The sequence below is a fragment of the Angustibacter peucedani genome, from assembly GCF_054779595.1.
The window spans coordinates 37625-62189 of sequence record NZ_BAAGXY010000004.1; the positions used below are offsets into that span (position 1 = coordinate 37625).

At 74.3% G+C, this 24565-nt stretch carries 20 protein-coding genes; 14 read left to right on the forward strand and 6 right to left on the reverse strand.

Annotation, left to right across the window (positions count from 1 at the left end; all coding sequences use genetic code 11):
- Window positions 1–28 precede the first annotated feature (28 nt).
- A complete protein-coding gene (pepN, locus tag ACYVJ4_RS01765; protein ID WP_460458387.1) occupies window positions 29–2446 on the forward strand; it encodes an aminopeptidase N in 2418 nt (805 codons plus the stop codon).
- Between the two features lie 23 nt (window positions 2447–2469).
- On the opposite strand, the gene ACYVJ4_RS01770 is transcribed toward pepN (ACYVJ4_RS01765), so the two are convergent.
- Entirely contained in the window at window positions 2470–3078 is a 609-nt protein-coding gene (locus tag ACYVJ4_RS01770; protein ID WP_460458388.1) for a dihydrofolate reductase family protein, read from the reverse strand.
- A 60-nt stretch (window positions 3079–3138) separates the two neighbouring features.
- On the opposite strand from ACYVJ4_RS01770, the gene ACYVJ4_RS01775 reads away from it, so the two are divergent.
- The 5 genes from ACYVJ4_RS01775 (at window position 3139) to ACYVJ4_RS01795 (ending at window position 6728) form a co-directional block, all read left to right on the forward strand.
- Entirely contained in the window at window positions 3139–3573 is a 435-nt protein-coding gene (locus tag ACYVJ4_RS01775) for a GNAT family N-acetyltransferase (RefSeq protein ID WP_460458389.1), read from the forward strand.
- A gap of 39 nt (window positions 3574–3612) precedes the next feature.
- Complete coding sequence (locus tag ACYVJ4_RS01780; protein WP_460458390.1) at window positions 3613–4326, forward strand: VOC family protein; 714 nt, start codon at window positions 3613–3615, stop codon at window positions 4324–4326.
- 37 nt (window positions 4327–4363) lie between these two features.
- Window positions 4364–5392, forward strand: coding sequence for a DNA polymerase IV (locus ACYVJ4_RS01785; protein WP_460458391.1), 1029 nt, complete (start codon window positions 4364–4366; stop codon window positions 5390–5392).
- 16 nt (window positions 5393–5408) lie between these two features.
- Window positions 5409–6002, forward strand: coding sequence for a hypothetical protein (locus ACYVJ4_RS01790; RefSeq protein ID WP_460458392.1), 594 nt, complete (start codon window positions 5409–5411; stop codon window positions 6000–6002).
- Window positions 6003–6164: 162 nt separating this feature from the next.
- Entirely contained in the window at window positions 6165–6728 is a 564-nt protein-coding gene (locus ACYVJ4_RS01795; protein ID WP_460458393.1) for a DUF4395 domain-containing protein, read from the forward strand.
- On the opposite strand, the gene ACYVJ4_RS01800 is transcribed toward ACYVJ4_RS01795, so the two are convergent.
- A complete protein-coding gene (locus tag ACYVJ4_RS01800) occupies window positions 6701–7999 on the reverse strand; it encodes a D-arabinono-1,4-lactone oxidase (RefSeq protein ID WP_460458394.1) in 1299 nt (432 codons plus the stop codon). The genes ACYVJ4_RS01795 and ACYVJ4_RS01800 overlap by 28 nt on opposite strands.
- A 48-nt stretch (window positions 8000–8047) precedes the next feature.
- Here ACYVJ4_RS01800 and ACYVJ4_RS01805 point away from each other — a divergent pair, with 48 nt between their 5' ends.
- Together ACYVJ4_RS01805 and ACYVJ4_RS01810 are read left to right on the forward strand one after the other, a co-directional pair.
- Window positions 8048–9232, forward strand: a complete 1185-nt coding sequence (locus tag ACYVJ4_RS01805; protein ID WP_460458395.1) for an MFS transporter — start codon at window positions 8048–8050, stop codon at window positions 9230–9232.
- Window positions 9229–10407: an alanine racemase gene (locus tag ACYVJ4_RS01810; RefSeq protein ID WP_460458396.1), complete on the forward strand. Its 1179-nt coding sequence runs from the start codon at window positions 9229–9231 to the stop codon at window positions 10405–10407. The genes ACYVJ4_RS01805 and ACYVJ4_RS01810 overlap by 4 nt, the downstream gene beginning before the upstream one ends.
- A gap of 26 nt (window positions 10408–10433) precedes the next feature.
- On the opposite strand, the gene ACYVJ4_RS01815 is transcribed toward ACYVJ4_RS01810, so the two are convergent.
- Window positions 10434–11543, reverse strand: a complete 1110-nt coding sequence (locus ACYVJ4_RS01815) for a PP2C family protein-serine/threonine phosphatase (protein ID WP_460458397.1) — start codon at window positions 11541–11543, stop codon at window positions 10434–10436.
- A gap of 124 nt (window positions 11544–11667) precedes the next feature.
- Between ACYVJ4_RS01815 and ACYVJ4_RS01820 the strand changes: the two genes are divergently transcribed.
- Window positions 11668–12942 carry a GNAT family N-acetyltransferase gene (locus ACYVJ4_RS01820; protein WP_460458398.1) on the forward strand — a complete coding sequence of 425 codons (1275 nt, stop codon included), beginning with the start codon at window positions 11668–11670 and terminating at the stop codon, window positions 12940–12942.
- Between the two features lie 4 nt (window positions 12943–12946).
- Here the strand turns inward: ACYVJ4_RS01820 and ACYVJ4_RS01825 are convergent, their stop codons facing one another.
- Both ACYVJ4_RS01825 and ACYVJ4_RS01830 read right to left on the reverse strand, forming a co-directional pair.
- A complete protein-coding gene (locus ACYVJ4_RS01825; protein ID WP_460458399.1) occupies window positions 12947–13426 on the reverse strand; it encodes a ribose-5-phosphate isomerase in 480 nt (159 codons plus the stop codon).
- A gap of 45 nt (window positions 13427–13471) precedes the next feature.
- Window positions 13472–14110 (reverse strand): mycothiol-dependent nitroreductase Rv2466c family protein, encoded by a 639-nt coding sequence (locus ACYVJ4_RS01830; protein ID WP_460458400.1) that lies wholly within the window; start codon window positions 14108–14110, stop codon window positions 13472–13474.
- Between the two features lie 200 nt (window positions 14111–14310).
- Here ACYVJ4_RS01830 and pepN (ACYVJ4_RS01835) point away from each other — a divergent pair, with 200 nt between their 5' ends.
- The gene (gene pepN / locus ACYVJ4_RS01835; RefSeq protein WP_460458401.1) at window positions 14311–16863 is read left to right on the forward strand and encodes an aminopeptidase N; all 2553 of its coding nucleotides are present in this window, start codon (window positions 14311–14313) and stop codon (window positions 16861–16863) included.
- A 36-nt stretch (window positions 16864–16899) separates the two neighbouring features.
- Here pepN (ACYVJ4_RS01835) and malQ read toward each other — a convergent pair whose 3' ends face one another.
- Window positions 16900–19032, reverse strand: a complete 2133-nt coding sequence (malQ, locus tag ACYVJ4_RS01840; protein ID WP_460458402.1) for a 4-alpha-glucanotransferase — start codon at window positions 19030–19032, stop codon at window positions 16900–16902.
- An 84-nt stretch (window positions 19033–19116) separates the two neighbouring features.
- On the opposite strand from malQ, the gene ACYVJ4_RS01845 reads away from it, so the two are divergent.
- From ACYVJ4_RS01845 to ACYVJ4_RS01860, 4 genes are all read left to right on the forward strand, one after another.
- Complete coding sequence (locus ACYVJ4_RS01845; protein ID WP_460458403.1) at window positions 19117–21240, forward strand: prolyl oligopeptidase family serine peptidase; 2124 nt, start codon at window positions 19117–19119, stop codon at window positions 21238–21240.
- Between the two features lie 73 nt (window positions 21241–21313).
- Window positions 21314–22264, forward strand: coding sequence for a mechanosensitive ion channel family protein (locus ACYVJ4_RS01850; RefSeq protein ID WP_460458404.1), 951 nt, complete (start codon window positions 21314–21316; stop codon window positions 22262–22264).
- Window positions 22265–22314: 50 nt separating this feature from the next.
- Window positions 22315–23871, forward strand: coding sequence for an SDR family oxidoreductase (locus tag ACYVJ4_RS01855; protein ID WP_460458405.1), 1557 nt, complete (start codon window positions 22315–22317; stop codon window positions 23869–23871).
- 42 nt (window positions 23872–23913) lie between these two features.
- Window positions 23914–24426, forward strand: coding sequence for a SigE family RNA polymerase sigma factor (locus tag ACYVJ4_RS01860; protein ID WP_460458406.1), 513 nt, complete (start codon window positions 23914–23916; stop codon window positions 24424–24426).
- The last annotated feature ends 139 nt before the right edge of the window (window positions 24427–24565 follow it).

The window sequence follows — 24565 nt, forward strand, 5'->3', positions numbered from 1 at the left end:
CTCGGCGGTCGCCGCTACCGTCCCTCGGGTGTCCCTGACTCTCACCGAGGCCCGCGAGCGCGCCGCGCTCATCACCGACGTCGAGACGGAGGTCCACCTCGACCTGACGTCGAGCGAGGACTTCGCCGTGGAGGCGACGATCCGCTTCGGCTGCACCCGGCCCGGCGCATCGTCCTTCCTCGAGCTCGGCAGCGCCACCGACGTCACGCTCGACGGCCGCCCGGCGACGTACGACGGCACGCGCATCGCGCTGACCGACCTGGCCGCGACCAACGAGGTGCGGGTCACGGCCCGCCTGCCCTACGTCACCGACGGGGACGGCATGACCGTGACCGTCGACCCGGCCGACGGCGAGCGCTACGTCTGCGGCTTCACCGCGATGGACATCGCGCAGAAGGTGATCCCCTGCTTCGACCAGCCCGACCTCAAGACGACGTTCGCCGTCTCGGTCACCGCGCCGTCGCACTGGACCGTGCTGGCCAACGGCGTGCACACCGGGTCCACCCCGGACGGCGACGGCGTCCGGTGGTCGTTCGCGCCGACGCCGCGCATCGCGACGTACCTCTTCTTCGTCGCGGGCGGCCCGTGGGTGTCGGTCACCTGGGACGAGCCGTACGCGCCGGCGCCGGGCGGCACGCTGCCGTTCGGCTGGCACGCCCGCAAGGCGCAGGAGCGCGAGCTGCGGCGCGACGCCGACGAGCTGCGGCGCATCACGAGCGCCTGCTTCCAGCACTACACGACCGTCTTCGACGAGCCCTACGCCTTCGGCGACTACCAGCAGGTCTTCGCGCCCGGCCTGAACTGGGGCGCGATGGAGTTCCCGGGCGCGGTCGCCCACCGCGACGAGTACCTGCGGCAGGGAACGCCGAGCGCCCTGGACTGGGAGGACATGGCGGCCGTCATCGCCCACGAGATGGCCCACATGTGGTTCGGCGACCTCGTGACGATGACGTGGTGGGAGGACACGTGGCTGAACGAGTCGTTCGCCGACTTCCTGGGCTACGAGGTGGCCGGCGCCGCCGCGGGCTACACCGACTCGTGGACGGGCGCGGCGCTGACCCGCAAGCCGACCGGCTACCTCGCCGACCGCCGCCGCTCCACCCACCGCATCGCCGAGGACCCCGAGACGCTCGTCGACGTCGACACCGCGTTCGCCAATTTCGACATGATCACCTACGCCAAGGGCAACGCCGTGCTGCGCCAGCTCGGCACCTGGCTGGGTGAGGACTTCCTCGCCGGCGTCAACCGGCACCTGTCGGCGCACGCCTTCGGCAACGCCACCTTGGCGCAGTTCCTCGACGCCCTGGAGTCCGAGACCGACCGCGACGTGCGCTCGTGGGCCGACGCCTGGCTGCGCTCGACGGGGTTCGACACGCTGGTGGTCACCCGCGACGGCGACGTGCCGGTGCTGACCCGCGAGGGCTCCCGACCGCACCGGTTCACCGTCGCGGGCTACGACGACGCGATGCGGCTGGTGTCGACGCGGACCGTCGACCTGTCCGACGAACCATTGCGGCTCGACGACCTCGCCGGGCTCGTCGTCGTCCCGAACGCGGGCGACGAGACGTTCGCCGCCCTCCGGCTCGACGAGCAGTCGTGGAGTGCCGTCCGTTCGGGCCTGTCGTCCGTCGAGTCACCGCTGACCCGCGCGATGCTCTGGTGGACGGCGATCGAGCTCGCGCAGTCCGGGACGCTCACCCTCGACGACCTCGTCGACCTGCTCAACCAGCACCTGCGCGGCGAGCAGCACCCGGTGATCTTCGAGGCGGTGCTCGGGCTGGTGCTGCGCACCGTGCGGCGCCACGCCGCGCCCGAGGACGTGCCGGGCCTGCTCGCCCGGACCTGCGACGTGGCGCAGGCCGCCCTCGACCGCGACGACCCCGCGCTCGCCCCGGCGGCCTCGCGGGCGGTGGCGTCGACGTCCGCCGACCGCGACCACCTCGTCCGTTGGCTCGAGCAGCCGGACGTCGATCCCGAGGTGCGCTGGGCCGCCGTGCAGCGACTGGCGAGCCTGGGCGACGCCTCGTTCATCGCGCCGGAGGAGGAGCGCGACCGGTCGGTGCCGGGTCACCACGCGTCCCTGGCCGCTCGAGCCGCCGTCCCCACGCCGGAGGCGAAGCGCGAGGCGTGGGACCTGCTGATGGGCGGCACGCTGGGCAGCCACGAGTTCCGCGCGGTCGCGTCGGGCTTCTGGGGCTGGGAGCAGGCCGAGCTGGTGGCGCCGTACGTCGAGCGCTACGTCGTGGACGCGGCAGCGCTCGGTCGCGCCTCCGGGCAGGCGATGGGCCGCGTCATCGGCGCGGCCTTCCCCTGGCTGCCGCTGCCGGACGACGCCCGGCGCGCGCTGCGCCGAGCGGTGGCCGAGGCGCTGGCGGGCGACGTCCCGACGGTGCTGGCGCGCAGCTGGAACGACTCGCTCGACGACCTTGACCGCGTCCTGGGCTGAGTGCGCGGACTCAGCGCGCGGACTTAGCGCGCGACGCGGTACCGCAGGTGCGTCACCAGCGGTGAGTGCTCCACCTCGACCTGCTCCAGCCGACCTCGCAGGCCGTCGTCGAAGAGCCGCTCCCCCGAGCCGAGCAGCACGGGGGCGACGTCCAGGCTGAGCTCGTCCAGCTCGCCGAGCGCCATCACCTGGCGCACGGCCGAGGCACCGCCGGCGATGTCGACGTCCCCGTCCCCCGCCTCGCGTGCGCGCTCGAGCGCCTCGGCGACACCGCCCGTGACGAAGTGGAACGTCGTGCCCTGCAGCTCCACCGGCTCGCGCTCGTGGTGGGTCAGCACGAACACCGGGGCGTGGTACGGCGGCTCGTCGCCCCACCAGCCGGTCCACTCGCCGTCCCAGGTCTCCCACGGGCCGCGCACGGGGCCGAACATGTTGCGCCCCATGACGTACGCGCCGCGCGGACGCAGCAGCTGCTCGGTCCAGCCGGCGTCGACCTCGTGCTGGCCCTCGGTCTCGATGTGCCACCGGTGCAGGTCGAAGCCGCCGCGGCCGAGCGGGTGGTCGAGCGACTGGTCCGGCCCGGCCGCGAAGCCGTCGAGCGAGATGGACAGGTGTGCCGTCGTGAACGTCATGCGGTGTAGACCACCACACGAGGCCGAACTCATCGACCCCGCGTGGGAGCATCGGCGGTCGTGACCTCTGCAGACGACCTCCGCCTCGCGGTCGGCCGCGCGGACGCCGCGCTCGACCAGCGCCTGTCCGACGAGCTCGACCGGTTCAACGCCGCCGCCACGCCCGGCATCGAGAAGGGCGTCGAGCTCACCGTGCACCTGCAAGACCGAGCGGGCGAGCTGGTCGCCGGCGCGAGCGGCTGGACCTGGGGCGTCGCCGCCTGGCTGGCCATGGTCTGGGTGCGCGAGGACGCGCGAGGCACCGGGGCCGGTCGACGGCTGCTCGACGCCTTCGAGGCCGAGGCGCGCGCCCGCGGCTGCACGCACGTGTTCGTCACGTCGTTCACGTTCCAGGCGCCGGCCTTCTACGAGCGGCACGGCTACCGCGAGATCTTCCGCTGGGACGGCGTCCCGACCCCGGACCAGGCCGACGTCCACCTGCGCAAGGAGCTGTAGCCCTCGCCCGATGTCGGTGGCTCGCGGCAGGATCGCCGCATGACGGTCACCCCGACGCTGCGCAGCGTGGTCCTCGACGTCCCCGACGTGGCGAAGGCCGCGTCGTTCTACACCGCCCTGACCGGCTGGGAGGTGACGTACCAGGACGACGAGTGGGTCTCGACCGCCACCGGCGCCGGCGGTCTGCGGCTGTGCTTCCAGCGCGCGCTCGACCACCAGCCGCCGCAGTGGCCGGGGCAGGAGCGCCCGCAGCAGGTCCACCTCGACCTGCAGGTCGAGGGCCACGAGGCCGCCGCCGAGCGGGCGGTCGGCCTGGGCGCGAGCCGGCTGGCCGACGGCGCCAGCTGGATGACGCTGGCCGACCCCGACGGGCACCCGTTCGACCTGTGCCAGGCCGACGGGATCGGCGCGGGCACGGTGCTCTACGCCGCCACGATCGACGCGCCCGACGCCTCGGCGCTCGCCCGCTTCTACGCCGACCTGCTCGGCACCGAGGTGGGGTACGACGGGCCCGAGGGCGCACTGGTGGCGTTCGAGGGCGGCAGCCTGATGTTCCAGCAGGTCGAGGGCTACACGCCGCCGCAGTGGCCCGACCCTGCGCACCCGCAGCAGGCGCACCTCGACCTCGCGGTGACGGACCTGGCCGCCGCCGAGCCCCGCGCGCTCGAGCTCGGTGCGGTGCGCGTGGGCGAGGGCGACGACTGGCGGGTCTACACCGACCCGGCGGGTCACCCGTTCTGCCTCTGCCTGTAGCCCGGGTGCGGGCCGCTCCCAGGGCAGACTGACCGCCGTGACCCGGTGGGTGCTGCACGTCGACCTCGACCAGTTCCTGGCCGCGGTCGAGGTGCTGCGCCACCCCGAGCTCGCGGGCCTGCCCGTCGTGGTGGGCGGGGACGGCGACCCCACCAAGCGCGGCGTCGTCAGCACCGCGTCGTACGAGGCGCGCGAGCGCGGCGTCGGGTCGGGCACGCCGCTACGCACCGCGCTGAAGCGGATCCCCGACGCGGTCTTCCTGCCCGTCGACCGCGAGCACTACGAGGCCGTGTCGGACGTCGTCATGGCCACCCTGCGCACGGTGACGCCCGAGGTCGAGGTGCTCGGCTGGGACGAGGCCTTCCTCGGCGTCGACGACCCGCCGGACGACGACCCCGAGGCCGTCGCGCGCGAGGTGCAGCGCCGCGTGCTGGAGGCCACGCAGCTGGACTGCTCGGTCGGCATCGGCCGCAACCGGCTGCAGGCCAAGATCGCCACGAGCTACGGCAAGCCCGCGGGCACCCACCGCATCACCGGCGCGACCTGGTTCGCCGAGCTCGGCGACCTCGCCCCCGACGCGTTGTGGGGCATCGGGTCCAAGACCTCGGCCAAGCTGGCCGAGCTGGGCATCACAACCGTGCGCGGCCTGGCCGAGGCGGACGTCGACGCGCTGGCCGCGCGCTTCGGGCCCACCACCGGCCCGTGGCTGCAACGGGTGGGCGCCGGCCGCGACAGCGCGCGCATCGACAGCTCGCCGTACGTCCGGCGCTCGCTCGGCCGCGAGGTCACCTTCCAGACCGACCTCGTCGAGTGGGCCGACGTCCGTCGCGAGGTCGAGCAGGTGGCCCGCCGGGTCGCCGGCGAGGTGGTCGACGAGGGTCGCGACGCGCTGCGCGTCGTGGTCAAGGTGCGGTACGTGCCGTTCTTCACCGAGACGCACGGCCGGGCGCTCGCCGCCCCCACGACCGACCCCGACGCGGTGGTGGCCGCGGCGCTCGAGGCGCTCGACCGGTTCGAGGCGCGACCGGTGCGGTTGGTCGGAGTGCGGGCCGAGCTCGTCCGGTGAGTGGCACCCTGGCGCCATGAGCCAGCACCGCGGACGCCTGACCTGCGCCCTCGTGCTCGTCGCGACCGTCGTCCAGCTCGTGGTGGCCAGCGTCGCCACGGACCTGCCGCAGTTCGCCGGCAAGGCCTTCGCCGCCCGGCTCGTCGCGTACCCAGTGCTGATGCTGCTGGTGCCCGCGCTCTGGTGGGTCGCCCACCGCCGCCGGCTCACCGCGAGCCGTCCCCCGTGGGCCGGCTTCGCGCTCGTCATGGCGCCCTTCCTCGTCGACGTCACCGGCAACACCCTCGACCTGTACGACCGGGTCACCTGGTGGGACGACGCCAACCACTTCGTGAACTGGTTCCTGCTCTGCCTCGGCCTGGCGCTGGTCGTCGGTGCGGCGCGGCTCGTCCCTGGCTGGGCCCGCTCGACCGTGGTCGTCGGCGGGGGCGCAGTGCTCGCGCTCGCCTGGGAGGTCGGCGAGTGGTTCGCGTTCATCCGTGGCGGCACCGAGCTCGCCACCGCCTACCAGGACACGCTGGGCGACATGGTGCTCGGCACCTGCGGCGCCGGGCTCGCCGCGCTCGTGCTCGCCCGGGCCGCCCGCACAGCCCCCATCGCCCGGCCCTGACCTTTCCGCCAGCCGAACCGCTTTGCGCCACCCAGCAGCGGTTCCTCCGGCGGAAAGCGGTCGGCGTGGCGGAAAGGCGTTCCAGCACGTGAGACGGCGGAATCAGAGCGTGAGATCTGCGGTTCGCTAGAGGTGCTGGGGTCCGCACCGCGAGGAGCCGTCATGAGCCTGTCCCGCTTCCCCCGCACGGTCGACGACGTCACCGTGCGCGTCGTCGCCGCCGAGGTGCTGGTGCTCGCCGTCCTGGCGCTCGCGCTGCAGCAGCCGTGGCTGTACGTCGTGCTGGCCGTCGACTTCGTGCTGCGCTCGGTGGTCGGGCCGCAGGTCAGCCCGCTGGCCCGGCTCGCAGCCGTCGCCCGGCCTCGTGTTCCGGCGGCGCCGCGCCCGACGCCCGGCCCGCCCAAGCGCTTCGCCGCGGCCATCGGGGCCGTCATGACCGTGGGCGCCTCGCTGACCTGGTACGCCGGCGGCTGGCACCTGCCCACCTGGCTGATCGGCGCGGTCATGGTGGTGTTCCCCGCGCTCGAGGCGGGCCTCGGCCTCTGCGTCGGTTGCATCGCGTTCAGCCTGCTGATGCGGGCGGGCGTCATCCCGCGCTCGGTCTGCGAGGAGTGCGCCGACATCACGCTGCGGCTCAGCGCCCGCCAGCGCGACGAGCTCGCCGACGTCCCGCAGGTGCCGGTGGCCGACGTGGTCGGTCAGGAACCGAGCACCCTGCGCAGGTAGTCGTTGGTGAAGACGCGTCCGGGGTCGACCCGCTCGCGCACCGCCAGCGCGTCGTCGAAGCGCGGGTAGAGCTCGCGCAGCCGGTCGGCGCCGAGGGTGTGCAGCTTGCCCCAGTGCGGCCGCCCGTCGACCTCGGCCGCGATCGACTGCACGGCACGGAAGTACCGGTCGTGCTGCATGCGGTGGAACTGGTGGACGGCGATCCAGGCCGTCTCGCGGCCGTGCGCGGTCGACAGCCACGGCCGGTCGGCAGCCCCGAAGCGCACCTCCACCGGGAACGGCAGGCGCTCGCCGCTGCGCTCGACCCAGGTGCGGATCTCGCGCAGCACGTACGGCATCGCCGCCCGCGGCAGCGCCCACTCGCTCTCCCGGAACCGCACGGTGCGCGACGAGGCGAAGACCCGGTACGACGCGTCGCTGAACTCGCGCCGCCCCAGCGCCCGGGCGCTGAGCGCGGCCATGCCGGGCACCGCGCCGGGCGCGAGCGATGCGACGTGGTTGAGCACCCCGAAGACGCGGTTCGACAGCAGCTCGTCGTCGACGTAGCCGCGCACCTTGCCCAGCGGCACGGTCGGCGAGCCCGCCGGCATCCGGTTGTTGCGCTTGGTGAGCGTGCGGTCGGTGTGCGGGAACCAGTAGAACTCGAAGTGCTCGTTGCCCTCGACCAGGTCGTCGAGGCCGCCCAGCACCTCGCCGATCCCCATCGGCGCCTCGACGGCGTGCAGCGCGTAGACCGGCTCGCACTGCAGGGTCACCGCGGTGACGACGCCGAACGCCCCGAGCCCGATCCGCGCCGACTCGAACAGGTCGGGGTCGTCGTCCGCCGACACCTCGACCACCGACCCGTCGGCCAGCACCAGCTGCAGCCCGCGGACCTGGTCGGCGATGCCGCCGAACCGCAGGCCGGTGCCGTGCGTGCCGGTGCCGATCGCCCCCGAGATCGTCTGGACGTCGATGTCGCCCAGGTTGCTCATGGCCAGCCCGCGCGCCGCGAGCGCCGGGCCGAGGTCGTGCAGCCGCCAGCCGGCTCCCACCGTCACCAGCCCGTCGCCGTGGACGTCGAGCCTCCGGCTGAGGTGGTCGGTGCGCACGTGGACCCCGTCGGTGACCGCCACGCCCGTGAAGGAGTGGCCGGACCCGACCGCCTTGACCCGTCGTCCGGCGTCGGCCGCGGCGCGGACCACCCGGCCCACCTCGTCGACGTCGCGCGGCAGGACGACGGCGGCCGGGTGCGCGACCTCGGTGCGGGCCCAGTTGGTCCAGGTGGTCATGGGGAGATGATGCCGTGCCGGCCGGTGCCGGGACGGCATGATGGGCGCGTGACCACCTCGCCGGCTCCGCTGGGGCGGCGGCGAGCCCTGGTGGCAGCCGGCTTCTTCGCGCAGGGCCTGACCTTCGCCACGCTGCTGACCCACCTGCCGGCGTACACCGACCGCTGGGACGTGTCCGACGCGGCCGTGACGCTGCTGGTGCTGGGCGTGTCGGTGTGCGCGGGCGCGGGCAGCCTGGTGGCCGGTGCGGTCGCGGCACGCGCCGGCAGCGGCCGGGCGCTGTCGGGTGCCGTGCTGGGCATCGGGATCGGCGCCGCGCTGACGGTGCTGGCGCCCGACAAGGCGCTGTTCTTCCCGGCCTTCCTGCTGTGGGGGCTCGCGGTGGGCGGCGTCGACGCCAGCATGAACATGCAGGCGGTGGACGTGCAGGCCCGGCTCGGGCGCAGCGTGCTCGCGCAGTTCCACGCGGCGTGGAGCCTCGGCGGCATCGCCGGCGCCCTGTGGACGTCGGCCGACGACCGCTGGCACGTCGGGTTGCGGACGTCGGTGCTCGTCGTCGCGGCGGTGGTCGACGTGCTGGCCGTGGTGCTGACGCGCCTGCCCGCGCAGACCGCGGCCGACGCCGCGCCCGACCCCGTGCACGCCGCGGAGACGCCCACCGTGCCGTGGCGCCCGATGCTGCTGGTGGGCCTGGCCGTCGTCTGCTTCTACGTCGTCGACTCGGGCATCTCGAGCTGGAGCTCGCTGTACCTGCGCGACGAGCTGCACACGTCGCTGGCGTTCGCCGCCGTCGGCTACGCGGCCTACCAGGCCTGCTCGTTGGTGTCGCGGTCGCTGGCCGACCTCGCGGTGCGCCGGGTCGGTGCGGTGCGGGTGGTGCGGTTGGCCGGCGTCGTCGGTGCGGTGGGCCTGCTGCTCGTCGTGGTGGCACCCGGCGGTGCCGTCGCCGTGCTGGGCTTCGCGGTCGCCGGCCTCGGGCTGGCGGTCGTGGCGCCGCTGTCGTTCGCGACGACCGACCACCTCGCGCCCGCCGTGCGCGACGCGACCATCGCCCGGCTCAACCTGTCGAACTACGTCGGCTTCGTGCTGGGCGGCGTCGTGGTCGGCCTGCTCGGCACGGTGGGCAGCCTGCGGGTCGGCTACGTCGCGCCGCTCGTGGCGGGCGTCGGCGTGGCGGTGCTGGCCCGGGCCTTCGCCACGATGCGCGGTGCCCGCCAGGAGGTGGACGCATGAGCGACCTCGGACGTCGGCTCGACGCCGCGACCGCCGACCTCGACCCGCCCTTCGCCGTCGTCGACCTCGGCGCCTGGCGCGCCAACGCCGACGACCTGGCCCGCCGCTCGCGCGGCGTCCCGATCCGGGTGGCCAGCAAGTCCGTGCGGTCGCGTCGCATGGTCTCAGAAGCGTTGCAGCACAACGGCTTCCAAGGCGTCCTGGCCTACTCGGTGGCCGAGGCGCTCTGGCTCGTCCGCAGCGGCACGACCGACGACGTCGTCGTCGCGTACCCCAGCGTCGACCGCGCGGCGCTCGCCGAGCTGGCCGCCGACGCCGACCTGCGGCGCGCCGTCGCCGTGATGGTCGACGACGAGGCCCAGGTGCGGGCGGCCGCTGCCGCCCTCCCCGCCGACGTCGGCGACGCACCGCTGCGCGTCTGCCTGGACGTCGACGCCTCGCTGCGCGTCGGACCCGCTCACCTCGGCGTGCGCCGTTCGCCGCTGCGCAGCCCGGACGACGCCGCCCGGCTCGCGCGCGCCGCCGAGACCGACACCCGGGTGCGGGTGGTCGGGCTGATGTTCTACGAGGCGCAGGTGGCAGGGCTCCCCGACCGCAGCCCGGCCGTGCGGCTGGTCAAGCAGCGCTCGCTGGCCGAGCTCGCCACCCGCCGCGGCGCCGTCGTCCGCGCAGTCGAGCAGTCGGTGGGCCACCCGCTCGACCTGGTGAACGGCGGCGGTACCGGCAGCCTCGAGGCGACGGCTGCCGACGACGCCGTCACCGAGCTCACCGCCGGGTCAGGTCTCTACTGCCCCACGCTGTTCGACGGCTACGACGCGTTCACCGCCCGACCGGCCGCGTACTTCGCGCTGCCCGTCGTGCGCCGTCCGGCCGACGACGTCGCCACCTGCTTCGGCGGCGGCTACATCGCGTCCGGGCCGACCGGTCGCACCCGCCAACCGCTGCCCGTCGCACCCGAGGGGCTCAAGCTGCTCGGCACCGAGGGCGCGGGCGAGGTGCAGACGCCGGTGCGGGGCGCGGCGGCGCGCACGCTGCGCGTCGGCGACCGCGTGTGGTTCCGGCACGCCAAGGCGGGCGAGCTGTGCGAGCGGTTCGACGTCCTGCACCTGGTGGACGGCGACGCCGTGGTCGGCTCGACGCCGACCTACCGGGGCGAGGGTCGCAGCTTCGGCTGACCTGGCCGGATGGTGGGCAGCGCGGGTCAGGCGCGCCAGATGAGGACGAGCGCGCGGTCGTCGGTCTCGCCGGCCAGGGCGCCCTCGACGATCCGTCGGGCGCCACCGCGAAAACCGGTGCGCACCAGGCGTTCTGCCTGCCCGAGCATGCGGTCGATGCCGAGGTCGAGGTCGCGTCCGGGGATCTCGACCACGCCGTCGGTGTACATCAGCAGAGCGTCGCCGCGCTCGAGCGTGCCGACGACTCCGGGAAAGTTCACGCCGTCCATGACGCCGAGCAGCGGGCCCCCGCCGCCCGTCGTGAGCACCCAGCGGCCCGAGCCGGCCTGGAAGTGCGCCGCCGGCGGGTGCCCGGCGCCCGCGATCCGGAACCGGCCGGTGACGAAGTCGAGGTCGAGGTGCACGGCGGTGGCGAAGCCCTCGTCCCAGCGCTGGCGGAGCAGGTACTGGTTGGCCGCGTGCAGGAAGTCGTGCGGTGCCATCGCGCCGAGCAGGCCGCCCAGCGCGCCCGACAGCATCAGCGCCCGCGTGCCGGCCGCCGCTCCCTTGCCCGAGACGTCGACGAGCGCGACCTCCAGCCGGGTGCCGTCGGTCGAGCGGTTGGCCACGAGGAAGTCGCCGGAGAACGAGTCGCCGTAGGCCGAGCGCAGCACGCTCTCGACCTGCCAGTCGGGCGGCAGCGCGGGCATCTCGCCCTGCTGGCGCAGCCGGTCGCGCAGGTCGACCAGCATCGTCTCGCCGAGGTTGCCCTGCAGCCCCAGCCGGGCCCTCGAGCGGGCGACGAACCACATGAGCAGCGCCATCGTCACGAGCACCACGACCACACCGCGGTTCAGCCCCGGCGTGCGGTTGACCTGCACAACCACCAGGCACCCCACCACCAGCACGTACAGCAGCGCGAGCCCGATCGGGCGCAGCAGGAAGCCGCCGCCCGTGAGCACCAGCGCGAAGGCCGCCACCGGCACCCAGTCGCTGGCGTTGAGGGTGGCGAACGTGATGGCGACCGCGAGCGCGGCCAGCCCCACGAGGTGGAACGTCGAGCTCGGCAGCACCTGCCGACGCACGACCGAGCGCGCGCGGCGCCAGAGGGGCAGGCGTCGGCGCGGTGCCCCGCTCGCCCTCAGCGACGTCGCCACGGGGGAACCCTACTGATCACCCGGGCACGTCCGGACCACTTGACCAACGCATGACCGTTCGAGCGCGCCGGGGCGTCCGGGATATCCGTTGCGCCCGCCCACCTCCCGTCGTCAAGCTGACCTCATGCCCCCGACCGACCCCGCAGACCGCCCCTCGCCCGGCACCGTCGTCGCCATCGGCTCCGACGAGCGCGCCGAGCTGCTGTGGGTCGACCAGGCCGCCTTCGTCTTCCCCGACGACCCCGGCCACACGCTGGACTACTTCGAGTGGGACCGCACCTCCGGCGTCCGCACCGACGACGGCGAGCTGGTGGGCGTCAACACGGTCTTCAGCCTGAGCGTCAGCCTGCCCACCGGCGAGCTCGGCACCGGCACCACGGTCGTGCCGATGGCCGGGCTGAGCTGGGTGTCGGTGCACCCCGGCCACCGCCGCCGCGGCGTGCTGCGGGCGATGATCACGGCCCACCTGCACGACCTGCACGAGCGCGGCGCCGAGCCGGTGTCGGGCCTGCACGCCTCCGAGACCGCCATCTACGGCCGCTTCGGCTACGGCCTGGCGACCGTCGGCTACCAGGTCACGCTCGGACGCGGCGCCACGCTGCGCGACCTGCCCGGCTCGGACGACGTCGCGCTGAGGTTCGTGAGCGCCGACCCCGACACCCACTGGCAGCTGGTCGCCGACGTCCACACGCGGGCCTGCGCCCGTCGTCCGGGCATGGTCGACCGCGGCGAGGCGCTGACGCGCGACCTGCTGCGGATGACCCCGCGCCAGCTCGAGCGCGACGAGCCGCTGCGGCTGCTGGTCGCCGAGCGCGACGGCACCCCCACCGGCTACGCCGTGCTGCGGCGCTCGGTCGAGTGGAAGGACGGGTCGCCGGACGGCACCGTCCTGGTCTTCGAGATCGCCGCGGTCGACCGCGAGAGCGAGCACCGCCTGTGGCGCGCGGTCACCGACTTCGACCTCACGTCGACGACCAAGTCCTGGCGGGTCAAGCCGGACGACGCGCTGCTCGCCTGGCTCGTCGACCCCCGCTCGATCAAGCCGGTGCGCACCGACGAGCTGTGGCTGCGCGTGGTCGACGTCGACCGCGCCCTCACCGCGCGCGGCTACGGCCACCCGATGGACCTCGTCCTCGACGTCGCCGACGAGCTCTGCCCGTGGAACGCCGGCACCTGGCGGCTCACCGGCGGACCTGACGGAGCCACCTGCACGCGCACGGACGACGCGCCCGACCTGGCGCTCGACGTCCGCGAGCTCGGCTCGGTGCTGGCCGGCGGCGTGACGCTCGTGGCGCTCGCCGAGGCCGGGCTCGTGCACGAGCGCACTCCCGGCGTCCTGGCGCGGACGTCGGCGGCCTTCCGCTCGGCGGTCGAGCCGGCGACGACCTTCGGCTTCTAGCCGCTCAGCCCTCGGTGGCGGGCCAGGGCGGGAGCTCCTCGTGGTCCTCGTAGCGCGAGACCATCGCCAGGCGCCGGCGGTGCCGGTCGTCCTTGCTGAAGGTCGTCGCGAGGAACGCGTCGACGATCGCCGTCGCGTCCTCGAGCGAGTGCATCCGCGCCCCGATCGACACGACCTGCGCGTCGTTGTGCTCGCGGGCGAGCTGGGCGGTCTCGACGCTCCACGCGAGCGCCGCGCGGATGCCGAGCACCTTGTTGGCGGCGATCTGCTCGCCGTTGCCCGACCCGCCGAGGACGACGCCCAGGCTGCCCTCGTCGCTGCGGACGCCGGTGGCGGCGCGCAGCACGTGGACCGGGTAGTCGTCGTCCTTGTCGAAGGACTCGGGACCGTGGTCGACGACGTCGAAGCCCTGCGAGAGCAGGTGCTGCACGAGGTGGACCTTCAGGTCGTACGCGGCGTGGTCGCCGCCGATGTGCACGCGCATGGCCCACAGTCTGGCACTGATCGCCAGACTGCCGGCCCGACGGTCTCAGTCGAAGACCGGGCCCTGGGTGCGCGTGCGCTTGAGCTCGTAGAAGCCGGGGGTGCCGGCCACCAGGACGCAGCCGTCCCACAGCCGTCCTGCCGCCTCGCCCTTGGGCGCCGGCGTGACGACCGGGCCGAAGAACGCGGTGCCGTTGACCGACACGACGGGCGTGCCGACGTCCTCGCCGACCAGGCTGATGCCCTCGGAGTGGCTGGCCTTGAGCGCGTCGTCGTAGTCGGTCGAGGTGGCGGCCTCGATCAGGTCGGCCGGCAGGCCGAGCTCGTCCAGCGCACCGGCGACGGCGACGGTGTAGTCCTTCTCGCCGCCCGGGTGGATGCGGGTGCCGATGGCGTCGTAGAGCTTCTTGACGACGTCGTCGCCGAACTGCTTCTGCGCCGCGACGACGACGCGCACCGGGCCCCACGCGCGGTCCATCATCTCGCGGTAGTTCTCGGGCAGGTCGCGGCCCTCGTTCAGCACGGCCAGGCTCATCACGTGCCAGGTCACCGAGACGTCGCGCACCTTCTCGACCTTGCCGATCCACCGCGACGTCATCCAGGCCCAGGGGCAGATCGGGTCGAACCAGAAGTCGACGCTCTGGGTGCCGGTCGGCTCGGTGGTCTGCTCGGTCTGCGCGGTCACGGGCTCTCCTGGACGTCGGGGCGTGCCGCGGGCAGGGGTGCCCGCGGCGTCTGCTGGGGTCAAGGCGTCCCGCCCTGTGGACATTCCCGGATCCGTGCGAGCATGGACGCCGCCCCGCCGCCGGTGCGGTCGGGCCCCCCGACCGCAGTTCCCGCAGCAGCCCCGAAGCCCCCGAAGCCCCCGAACGACCGGAGACCCGCGTGCCTGGCATGAACCTCACCCGCGACGAGGCCGCGCAGCGCGCCGCTCACGTCACGGTGCAGTCGTACGACGTCGTCCTCGACCTGACCACCGGCCCGGAGGTCTTCCGGTCCGAGACCGTGGTGACGTTCTCGAGCAGCACCCCCGGTGCCAGCACCTTCGTCGACCTCGTCGCCCGTGCGGTGCACGCGGTCGAGCTCAACGGGCGCACCCTCGACCCGTCCGCGGTGTTCGACGACTCGCGCCTGCAGCTCGACGACCTGGCCGCCGAGAACACGCTGCGCGTCGTGGCCGACTGCCTCTACATGAACACCGGCGAGGGCCTGCACCGCTTCGTCGACCCGGTCGACAAGGAGGTCTACCTCTACAGCCAGTTCGAGGTGGCCGACTCGCGCCGCGTGTTCACCGTGTTCGAGCAGCCCGACCTCAAGGGCGAGTTCCGCTTCACCGTGACGGCCCCGAACCACTGGACCGTGGTGAGCAACTCCCCCACCCCCGAGCCGCGCGAGCTGCCCGAGGGCAAGGCCGTGTGGGAGTTCGCCCCCACCCCGCGCCTCGCGTCGTACGTCACCGCGATCATCGCCGGGCCGTACCACGTCGAGCGCGACGAGCTCACCAGCTCGGACGGCCGCACCATCCCGCTCGGCGTCTTCTGCCGCCACTCGCTGCGCGAGCACCTGGACGCCGGCAACCTCGTCGAGGTCACCAAGCAGGGCTTCGAGTACTTCGAGCGCGTCTTCGACCTGCCCTACCCGTTCGAGAAGTACGACCAGCTCTTCGTGCCCGAGTTCAACGCCGGGGCCATGGAGAACGCCGGTGCCGTGACCTTCCTCGAGACCTACGTCTTCCGGTCCAAGGTGCCCGAGGCGCTGGTCGAGCGCCGCGCCCTGACCGTGCTGCACGAGCTGGCGCACATGTGGTTCGGCGACCTGGTCACCATGCGCTGGTGGGACGACCTGTGGCTCAACGAGTCGTTCGCCGAGTGGGCCAGCACGAGCGCCCAGGCCGAGAACACCCGCTGGCCGTGGGCCTGGACGACGTTCGGCACCGCCGAGAAGTCGTGGGCCTACCGCCAGGACCAGCTGCCCACGACGCACCCGATCGTCGCCGACATCCGCGACCTCGAGGACGTCGAGGTGAACTTCGACGGCATCACCTACGCCAAGGGCGCCTCGGTGCTCAAGCAGCTCGTCGCCTACGTCGGCGAGGAGGAGTTCGTGCAGGGCCTGCGCCGCTACTTCAAGGCGCACGCGTGGGGCAACACCGAGCTGGCCGACCTGCTGCGCGAGCTCGAGGTCACCAGCGGCCGCGACCTGCGCGGCTGGAGCGCCCAGTGGCTGCAGCGCGCCGGCGTCAACACGCTGGTGCCCGACGTCCAGGTCGACGACGAGGGCCGCTACACCTCGGTCGCCGTCGTCCAGACCGCGCCTGCGGCGCACGCCGTGCTGCGCCCGCACCGCCTGGCGATCGGCTGCTACGACCTGGTCGACGGCCGACTGCAGCGCACCGACCGGATCGAGACGGACGTCGTCGGCGACCGCACCGAGATCCCCGAGCTGGTCGGCCGGGCCCGTCCCGACCTGCTGCTCGTCAACGACGACGACCTGGCCTACGGCAAGATCCGGCTGGACGACGCGTCCTTCGCGACCGCCGTGGCGCACCTGGACGGCTTCGCCGACTCGATGCCGCGCTCGCTGGTGCTCGGGGCGGCGTGGGACATGACCCGCGACGCCGAGTCGCCCGCCCGCCAGTTCGTCGAGCTGGCGCTGCGCGCGATCGCCACCGAGTCCGACTCCACGGTGCTGCGCCTGCTCCTCGCGCAGCTGTCGACCACCGCGCGCGTCTACACGGCGCCCGAGCACCGGGCCGACGTCGTCGCGCACGTCACCGCCACGCTGCTGGACCTCGCCCGCTCGGCCGAGCCCGGCAGCGACCGCCAGCTGCAGCTGGTGACGGCGTTCGCGTCGTCCGCCCGCACGCCCGAGCACGTGGACGTCGTCCGCGGGCTGTACGAGGGCACGGGCGAGCTCGAGGGCCTGGCGGTCGACACCGACATGCGCTGGACGCTGCTCACCTCGCTGGTGTCGGCCGGCGCGGTCGGCGAGGACGCGATCGAGCGCGAGCTCGACCGCGACTCGACGGCCAACGGCCAGCGCGCGGCCGCCGTGGCGCGCGCCGCGACGCCCACCGCCGAGGCCAAGACGGCGGCGTGGGACAGCGTCGTCGAGTCCGACGAGCTGCCGAACGCCGTGCAGGAGTCGGTCATCCTCGGCATCGGCCGCGTGCACGACGCCGAGCTGCTGCGCCCCTTCGTCGAGCGCTACTTCGCGGCGATCGAGCGGGTCTGGGCGACGCGCACCAACGAGATCGCCCAGCAGATCGTCATCGGACTGTACCCGACGCTGCTGGCCGACCAGACGCTCGTCGACGCCAGCGACGCGTGGCTCGAGGGGCACCCCGACGCCGTCCCGGCCATGCGCCGGCTCGTCACCGAGAACCGCGACGCCGTCGCGCGCGCCCTGCGGGCCCAGGCCCGCGACCACGAGGCCTGACCTCGGCACCGCCGTCCGCGGCCGACGACCTGCGGGTCAGCGGCCGCGGACGGCGCGCGCCAGGGCGCGGGCCCGGCGCTCGCGCGGCAGGTCGTCGAGCAGCACCGGCGTACCGTCCGGCCCGGCCAGCGGGACCCGCCAGTTCGGGTACTCCTCGTCGGTGCCGGGCTGGTTGATCGAGCGGCGGTCGCCCACGGCGTCGGGCAGCGCCACGCCGATCAGGCGGGACGGCGTCCAGGTCAGGTAGCGGTGCAGCGCCTCGACGGTCTCGCGCTCTCCCGCGCCCTCGCGCAGCAGCCCGCGCTCGACCAGCACCGCGAGCACGGCGGCGCGGTCGGCCTCGTCGGCCGCGCGCTCCTCCTCGACCGGCCGGGTCAGCAGCCCGAGCCGCTCGCGCAGGTCGACGTGCGTGCCGGCCAGGTAGCCCGCGGTGGGCGGCAGGTCGTGGGTGGTGACCGTCGCCAGGCACAGCTCGCGCCAGGACTCCGGCGGCAGCGGGCGGCCCTCCTCGCCCTTCTCGAACCACAGGATCGACGTCCCGAACACGCCGCGCTCGCGCAGGTAGCTGCGCACCCACGGCTCGACCACGCCGAGGTCCTCGCCGATCACCACGGCGCCGGCCCGGTGCGCCTCGAGCGCCAGGATGCCGACGAGCGCCTCGTGGTCGTACCGCACGTAGGTGCCCTCGGTGGGCGGGGCGCCCTGCGGCACCCACCACAGCCGGAACAGGCCCAGCACGTGGTCGACACGCACGCCGCCCGCGTGCCGCAGCACGGTGCGCAGCATGTCGCGGTAGGGCGCGTACCCGAGCTCGGCCAGCTGGTCGGGCCGCCACGGCGGCTGGCTCCAGTCCTGGCCCTGCTGGGTGAACGGGTCGGGCGGCGCCCCGACGGAGACGCCGCGGGCGAGCGCCGGCCCGAGGGCCCAGGCGTCGGCGCCCTCGGGGTGCACGCCGACCGCGAGGTCGTGCACGACCCCGAGGGACATGCCGGCGCCACGGGCGCGGCGGTGCGCGGCGGCGAGCTGCTCGTCGGCGACCCACTGCATCCAGCGGTGCAGCTCGACCCGCTCGGCCAGCCGGTCGCGCTCGTCGGCCACCGCCTCGGACGTCGGGTCGTGCAGCTCCTTGGGCCAGGCGCCCCACGGCAGCCCGTGCTCCTCGGCGAGGGCGCACCAGGTCGCGAAGTCGACCAGGCCCTGGCCTTGCTCGACGCAGAACGCCTCGTACTCGCGCTCGCGGCCGGGGGTGCGCGGCTGGGCGTAGACCAGCTCGAGCGCCGAGCGCTTGGCGGTCCAGGCGGCGTCGCGGTCGACCGTGTCCTCGGTGTTGGCGGCGCGCGCGGCGTCGGCCTGCCACTCGACCAGCTGGCGCTCGGACGCCGGCATGGTGCCGACCTCGGGGATCGCCTCGACGCGGATGTAGAGCGGGTTGACGAAGCGCCGCGTGGTGGGCAGGTACGGCGAGGGCTCCATGACGCCGACCGGCTCGGCCGCGTGCAGCGGGTTGGCCAGGACGAAGTCGGCGCCCAGGTCGGCGGCGCTCCACACGGCGAGCTCGGCCAGATCGTCGAGGTCGCCGGTGCCCCACGAGCGCGACGAGCGCACCGAGTACAGCTGGGTCATGAAGCCCCACGCCCGGTGCTCGCCGCTCAGCGCCGCCGGCAGCTCGAGCTCGGCCGGCGTCACGACCAGCGGGCAGGACGACGTCCGGCCGCCGGTGCGGGCCACGACCTGGTGCCAGCCGAGGGGCAGGTCGCCCGGCACCTCGAACGTCGCCTCGCCCACCTGCACGCCGTCGACGACGCGCGGCTCGACCCAGTGGTCGCGCTGCACCAGCTCGCGGCGGCCGCCGCCCTCGAGGTCGACCCACACCTGGGCGGTGCCGCCGTGCGGCAGGTGCACGGGCACCCACGGCGTCCACCCGCTGCGCGTGACGACCACCGGCGGCAGCGTGCGGCGCCAGGGCTTCTCGGCGGCCTCCTCGAGCGCCACCTGGGCGGCAGCGTCGGACGACGCGTCGACCCCGAGCGCGTGCAGCACCGTCCGCACGGTGGTGGCGGGCACGAGCACGTGCTGGCCCAGCCAGTCCCAGTACTCGGTGGCCACGCCGTGCAGGCGCGCGAGCTCGACCAGCGGTGCGCTGGGAGGCTCGTGCGGGACGTCGGTCATGGATCGGCTCGCAGTCCGGGAGGGCGGTGTGGGGGCGGCGTGGGGGCGGTGCAGCGTCCGATCCTGCCACGTAGCATGCGCCGCATGCCCTCCAGCGCCCCGCAGCACGCCCGCGCCTACCCGCAGGCGGAGCGCCTCCCGCTCGTCGAGCGGCTCCCCGAGCAGGACCCCACCTACGACGTCGCCGACCCCTACCGCTGGCTGGAGGACCCGACGTCCGAGGCGACGCAGGCCTGGTCGCGCGCGCAGGACGAGCTGCTCGCCGAGCACCGCGGCACGTGGTCGGGCCGCGACCGGCTGCGCGAGCGGGTCACCGAGCTGCTCGGCGCCGGCGTCGTCAGCGCGCCGGTCTGGCGCGGCGAGCGGCAGTTCGTCGTGCGCCGGGTGGCCGGTCAGGAGCACGCGGTCCTGCTGACCACCGACCCCGACGGCACCGAGCGCGTGCTGATCGACCCCGTGGCGATCGACGCCACGGGTGCCACGACCCTCGACAGCTGGCAGCCCAGCAAGGAGGGCCACCTGCTGGCGTACCAGCTCAGCGAGGGCGGCCGCGAGGAGTCGGTGCTGCGCGTCATGGACGTCGCCACCGGCGAGACCGTCGACGGCCCGGTCGACCGCGCGCGCTACTCCCCCGTGGCCTGGCTGCCGGGCGGCGAGGCCTTCTACTACGTGCGTCGCATCGACACCTCCGACCTGCCCGACGACGAGCAGCAGTACCACCGCCGGGTGTGGCTGCACCGGGTCGGCCAGAGCCCGGACGACGACGTGCTGGTCTTCGGCGAGGGGCTGGAGAAGACCAACTACTACGGCGTCTCGGTCTCGATGGACGGCCGCTGGCTGGCGATCAGCGCCTCGGCCGGCACCGCGCCGCGCAACGACCTCTGGCTCGCCGACCTCGAGGCGAGCTCGCCCGAGCGGCCCGAGCTGCGCGTCGTCCAGGAGGACGTCGACGCGCAGACCTCGCTGTACGTCGGCCGCGACGGGCGCGCGTACGTCTTCACCGACCGCGACGCGCCGCGCGGGCGGCTGGCCGTCGTCGACCCCGCCGACCCGGCCTACGAGAACTGGACCGACCTGCTGCCCCAGGACCACACCGCCGTGCTCGACGGCTACGCGGTGCTCGACGGTCCCGAGCTCGACGAGCCGCGCCTGGTCGTCGCGTGGACCCGCCACGCCGTCGGCGAGGTCACCCTGCACGACCTGGACACCGGCGCCAAGATCGGCGACGTCCCGCTGCCGGGCGTGGGGTCGGTGGGCGGCCTCACCGAGCACCCGGAGGGCGGCCACGAGACCTGGCTCGGCTACAGCGACTCGGTGACGCCGAGCAGCGTGCTGCGCTTCGACGCCCGCACCGGCGAGACGACCACGTGGGCCACGGCGCCGGGTGCGGTCGAGGTGCCGTCGGTCTCGACCCAGCAGCTGGTCTACCGCAGCAAGGACGGCACCGAGGTGCGCCTGCTCGTGGTGTCGCCGTCCGAGACGCCCGACCGGCCGCGGCCCACGGTGCTGTACGGCTACGGCGGCTTCGGCCTGCCCCTCACACCTGGCTACTCCGCCGGCATCCTCGCGTGGGTCGAGGCCGGCGGCGTCTACGCGGTGGCCGGCCTGCGGGGCGGCGGCGAGGAGGGCGAGGACTGGCACCGCGCCGGCATGCTCGGCACCAAGCAGAACGTCTTCGACGACTTCCACGCCGCGGCCGAGCACCTCGTCGCCGAGGGCTGGACGACGCCCGAGCAGCTGTCGATCTCGGGCGGCTCGAACGGCGGCCTGCTGGTGGGCGCCGCGATCACCCAGCGGCCCGAGCTCTTCGCGGCCGCCGTCTGCTCGGCGCCGCTGCTCGACATGGTGCGGTACGAGAAGTTCGGCCTGGGCGCCACGTGGGCCAGCGAGTACGGCACGGCGGCGGACGTCGAGCAGTTGGGCTGGCTGGTCGCCTACTCGCCGTACCACCACGTGGTCGAGGGCACGCGCTACCCGGCGACGCTGTTCACGGTGTTCGACGGCGACACGCGGGTCGACCCGCTGCACGCGCGCAAGCTCGCGGCGGCGCTGCAGCACGCGACGTCCGGCGACGCCGGCGAGCGGCCGGTGCTGCTGCGCCGCGAGGCCGACGTCGGGCACGGCGGCCGCGCGGTCTCGCGCTCGGTCGAGCTCACCGCGGACTCGCTCGCCTTCGCGGCCCACCACACCGGGCTCGCCCTGGGCTGATGGCCGTCGTCCCGGGCCTCTAGCCTGGGAGGTCGTCCAGCGACCCCGACCAACGAGGAGCGAGCCACCCGCCGTGCCGACCGACCTGACCACCGCCGCCCGCCAGCTGCCCTCGTGGCTGGGAGACACCGTGCTGCCCCACGCGATCCGGATCCTGGTGATCCTCGTCGTGGCCGCCCTGCTGAGGTTCGTGCTCGTGCGGGCCGTCGGCCGGCTGATCCAGCGCACGGCGGAGTCACGCATCGCCGACCGGCTCGGCGAGACCGCGGCGACCCGCGTGCTCGCGAGCGCCACGGGCGCCCTCAGCGAGCGGCGACGCCAGCGCACCGAGACGCTGGGCTCGGTGCTGCGCAGCATCATCTCGGGCGTCGTCTTCGGCGTGGCCGCGCTGATGATCCTCTCGGACGTCGGCCTCGACCTGGGCCCGGTGCTGGCCTCGGCCGGCGTGGCCGGCGTCGCGCTGGGCTTCGGCGCGCAGAGCCTGGTCAAGGACTTCCTGTCCGGCATCTTCATGCTGCTGGAGGACCAGTACGGCGTGGGCGACCTCGTCGACACCGGCGAGGCCGTCGGCACCGTCGAGGAGGTCACGCTGCGCATCACCAAGCTGCGCGACGCGACCGGCGTCGCCTGGTACGTGCGCAACGGCGAGATCATCCGGATCGCCAACAAGAGCCAGGGCTGGTCGACGGCGGTCGTCGACCTGCCGGTCGCCTACTCCGAGAACATCGAGCGGGCGCAGCAGATCATCCGCGAGACCGTCGCCTCGGTCTTCGCCGACCCCAAGTGGGAGGGCGTGGTGCTGGGCGAGCCCGAGGTCGTCGGCGTCGAGCAGCTCACCGGCACCACGGTCACCGTGCGGGTCGTCGCCAAGACGGCCCCGAACGAGCAGTGGGGCGTGCAGCGCGAGATCCGCGAGCGGGTCAAGGTCGCCTTCGACGCGGCCGGGGTTCGGGCGCCGGTGGTGTTCCCGCCCGTGCCCGGAGCGCCGACGACCGGCGGCGGCACCATCAGCGGCACCGTCTGACGACCGCGCCTGCGGTCGCGGCCGCGCCCTCGCGGCGGCAGGGTTGAGCCATGTCCCGCACCGCTCTCGTCACCGGCGCCACCGGCTACATCGGTGGGCGTCTCGTCCCCGAGCTGCTGGCGGCCGGGTTCGCCGTCCGGTGCCTGGTGCGCTCGCCCGACAAGCTGCGCGACCGCGACTGGGTCGGTGACGTCGAGGTCGTCGAGGGCGACGTCGGCGACGTCGAGTCCGTGCGCGCGGCGGCCGAGGGCACCGACGTCGCCTACTACCTGGTGCACAGCCTGGGCTCGGGCAAGCGCTTCGAGCGTCGCGACCGCGACATGGCCCGGGCGTTCGCGCGCGGCGCGCGGTCGGCGAAGGCCCGCCGGATCGTCTACCTCGGTGGCCTGTACCCCGATGTCGAGGACCTCTCGCCGCACCTGGACTCGCGCAAGGAGGTCGGCGAGATCCTGCTGGACTCCGGCGTCCCGACCGCCGTGCTGCGGGCGGCGGTGATCCTCGGGTCGGGCTCGGCGTCCTTCGAGATGCTGCGGTACCTGACCGAGCGGCTGCCCGCCATGATCACGCCGCGCTGGGTCGACAACCGGATCCAGCCGATCGCCGTCCGCGACGTGCTGCGCTACCTGGTCGGTGCGGCCGACCTGCCGGAGGACGTCAGCCGCGGCTTCGACATCGGCGGCCCCGACGTCCTGACCTACCGCGAGATGATGCAGGGCTACGCCCAGGTCGCCCAGCTGCCCAAGCGCCCCATCGTGAAGCTCTCGGTGCTGACGCCGCGGCTGTCGAGCCACTGGGTCGGCGTCGTGACCCCGGTGCCGAGCGGGCTGGCGCGGCCGCTCGTCGAGTCGCTCGTGCACGAGGTCGTCTGCAAGGAGCACGACATCGCCCGGTACGTGCCCGACCCGCCCGAGGGGCTGATCGGCTTCCAGCGGGCGGTCGAGCTGGCGCTGGCCAAGGTGCAGGCGTACGACGTCGCGACGTCCTGGACGTCGGCGTCGACCCCGGGCGCGCCGTCCGACCCGTTGCCCAGCGACCCCGACTGGGCGGGCGGCTCGCTGTACGTCGACGAGCGCAAGGTGGCCGTCGACGCGGACGCGCCGGCGCTGTGGTCGGTCATCGAGGGCATCGGCGGCCAGAACGGTTGGTACAGCTGGCCCCTGGGCTGGTGGGCGCGTGGCGCGATGGACCGGATCAGCGGTGGTCCCGGGCTGCGGCGCGGGCGGCGCAACCCCTACGACCTGGCCGTCGGCGACGCGCTCGACTGGTGGCGCGTCGAGGAGGTCGAGGACCTGCACCTGCTGCGGCTGCGGGCCGAGATGCGGCTGCCCGGCCTGGCCTGGCTCGAGCTCGTCGTCGACCCGCCCGAGCGCGGCGCCACGGGCACGACGTTCCGCATGCGCGCGCTGTTCGCGCCGCACGGGCTGGCGGGGCACGCCTACTGGCAGGCGGTGCGGCCGTTCCACGGCATCGTGTTCGGCGGCATGCAGCGCGGCATCGCGGCCGCGGCGGTCGAGCGGGCGCACAACTCGGCCGGCCCGGACGCCGAGCCGCCCCGGTGGCGTCCGTCGAGCAACCTTCCGGGCACCCTGGGACGTCGTACCGGCTGAGAGCGCCCGAGCGTCGGGCGTCCCGGTGGCCAGGGGGTCCGGATGGACGGCGGGTTCGCGGCGTACGTCGCGGCACGCGGCGACGCGCTGCACCGCACGGCGTACCTGCTGACGCACGACCACGCCCTGGCCGAGGACCTCGTGCAGACCGCGCTGGCCAAGGCGTGGGGCGCGTGGAGCCGGATCGAGGGCGAGCCCGACCCGTACGTGAAGCGGGTGATGGTGAACACCTTCGCGTCGTGGTGGCGGCGCCGCTGGAACGGCGAGCGCCCGACCGAGACGCTGCCGGAGGTGGCGGCCGCCGACCACGGCGAGGCCGTCGTCACGCGCGCCGGGCTGGTCGACGCGCTGGCGCTGCTGCCGCGGCGGATGCGCGCCGTCGTCGTCCTGCGCTACTTCGAGGACCTCACCGAGGCCCAGACCGCCGACGTCCTCGGGATCAGCGTCGGCACCGTGAAGTCCCAGACCTCCAAGGCGCTCGCCCAGCTGCGGGTCGCTCCCGCGCTGGCCGCCGAGCCGCCCACCCCGTCCTCCCGGATCGAGGAGCTGTCATGAGCCTGAGCACCGACGACCTGCGCCACGCCCTCGCCGAGGCCGCGGACGCGCCGTACGACGCCGCCGGGGTGGCCCGCCTGCGCGGCGTGCGGGCCCGGGTGCGCCGCGAGCGCCAGCGCCGGGCCGCCGTGGCTGGTGG

What these genes read in the sequence shown, in the direction of transcription:
- malQ (WP_460458402.1), bottom strand. Translation starts at nt 19,032, where the DNA reads ATGACCGACGTCCCGCACGAGCCTCCCAGCGCACCGCTGGTCGAGCTC.
- ACYVJ4_RS01800 (WP_460458394.1), bottom strand. Translation starts at nt 7,999, where the DNA reads ATGACCACCTGGACCAACTGGGCCCGCACCGAGGTCGCGCACCCGGCC.
- ACYVJ4_RS01770 (WP_460458388.1), bottom strand. Translation starts at nt 3,078, where the DNA reads ATGACGTTCACGACGGCACACCTGTCCATCTCGCTCGACGGCTTCGCG.
- ACYVJ4_RS01795 (WP_460458393.1), top strand. Translation starts at nt 6,165, where the DNA reads ATGAGCCTGTCCCGCTTCCCCCGCACGGTCGACGACGTCACCGTGCGC.
- ACYVJ4_RS01855 (WP_460458405.1), top strand. Translation starts at nt 22,315, where the DNA reads ATGTCCCGCACCGCTCTCGTCACCGGCGCCACCGGCTACATCGGTGGG.
- ACYVJ4_RS01845 (WP_460458403.1), top strand. Translation starts at nt 19,117, where the DNA reads ATGCCCTCCAGCGCCCCGCAGCACGCCCGCGCCTACCCGCAGGCGGAG.
- ACYVJ4_RS01810 (WP_460458396.1), top strand. Translation starts at nt 9,229, where the DNA reads ATGAGCGACCTCGGACGTCGGCTCGACGCCGCGACCGCCGACCTCGAC.
- ACYVJ4_RS01790 (WP_460458392.1), top strand. Translation starts at nt 5,409, where the DNA reads ATGAGCCAGCACCGCGGACGCCTGACCTGCGCCCTCGTGCTCGTCGCG.
- ACYVJ4_RS01860 (WP_460458406.1), top strand. Translation starts at nt 23,914, where the DNA reads ATGGACGGCGGGTTCGCGGCGTACGTCGCGGCACGCGGCGACGCGCTG.
- ACYVJ4_RS01825 (WP_460458399.1), bottom strand. Translation starts at nt 13,426, where the DNA reads ATGCGCGTGCACATCGGCGGCGACCACGCCGCGTACGACCTGAAGGTC.
- ACYVJ4_RS01820 (WP_460458398.1), top strand. Translation starts at nt 11,668, where the DNA reads ATGCCCCCGACCGACCCCGCAGACCGCCCCTCGCCCGGCACCGTCGTC.
- ACYVJ4_RS01780 (WP_460458390.1), top strand. Translation starts at nt 3,613, where the DNA reads ATGACGGTCACCCCGACGCTGCGCAGCGTGGTCCTCGACGTCCCCGAC.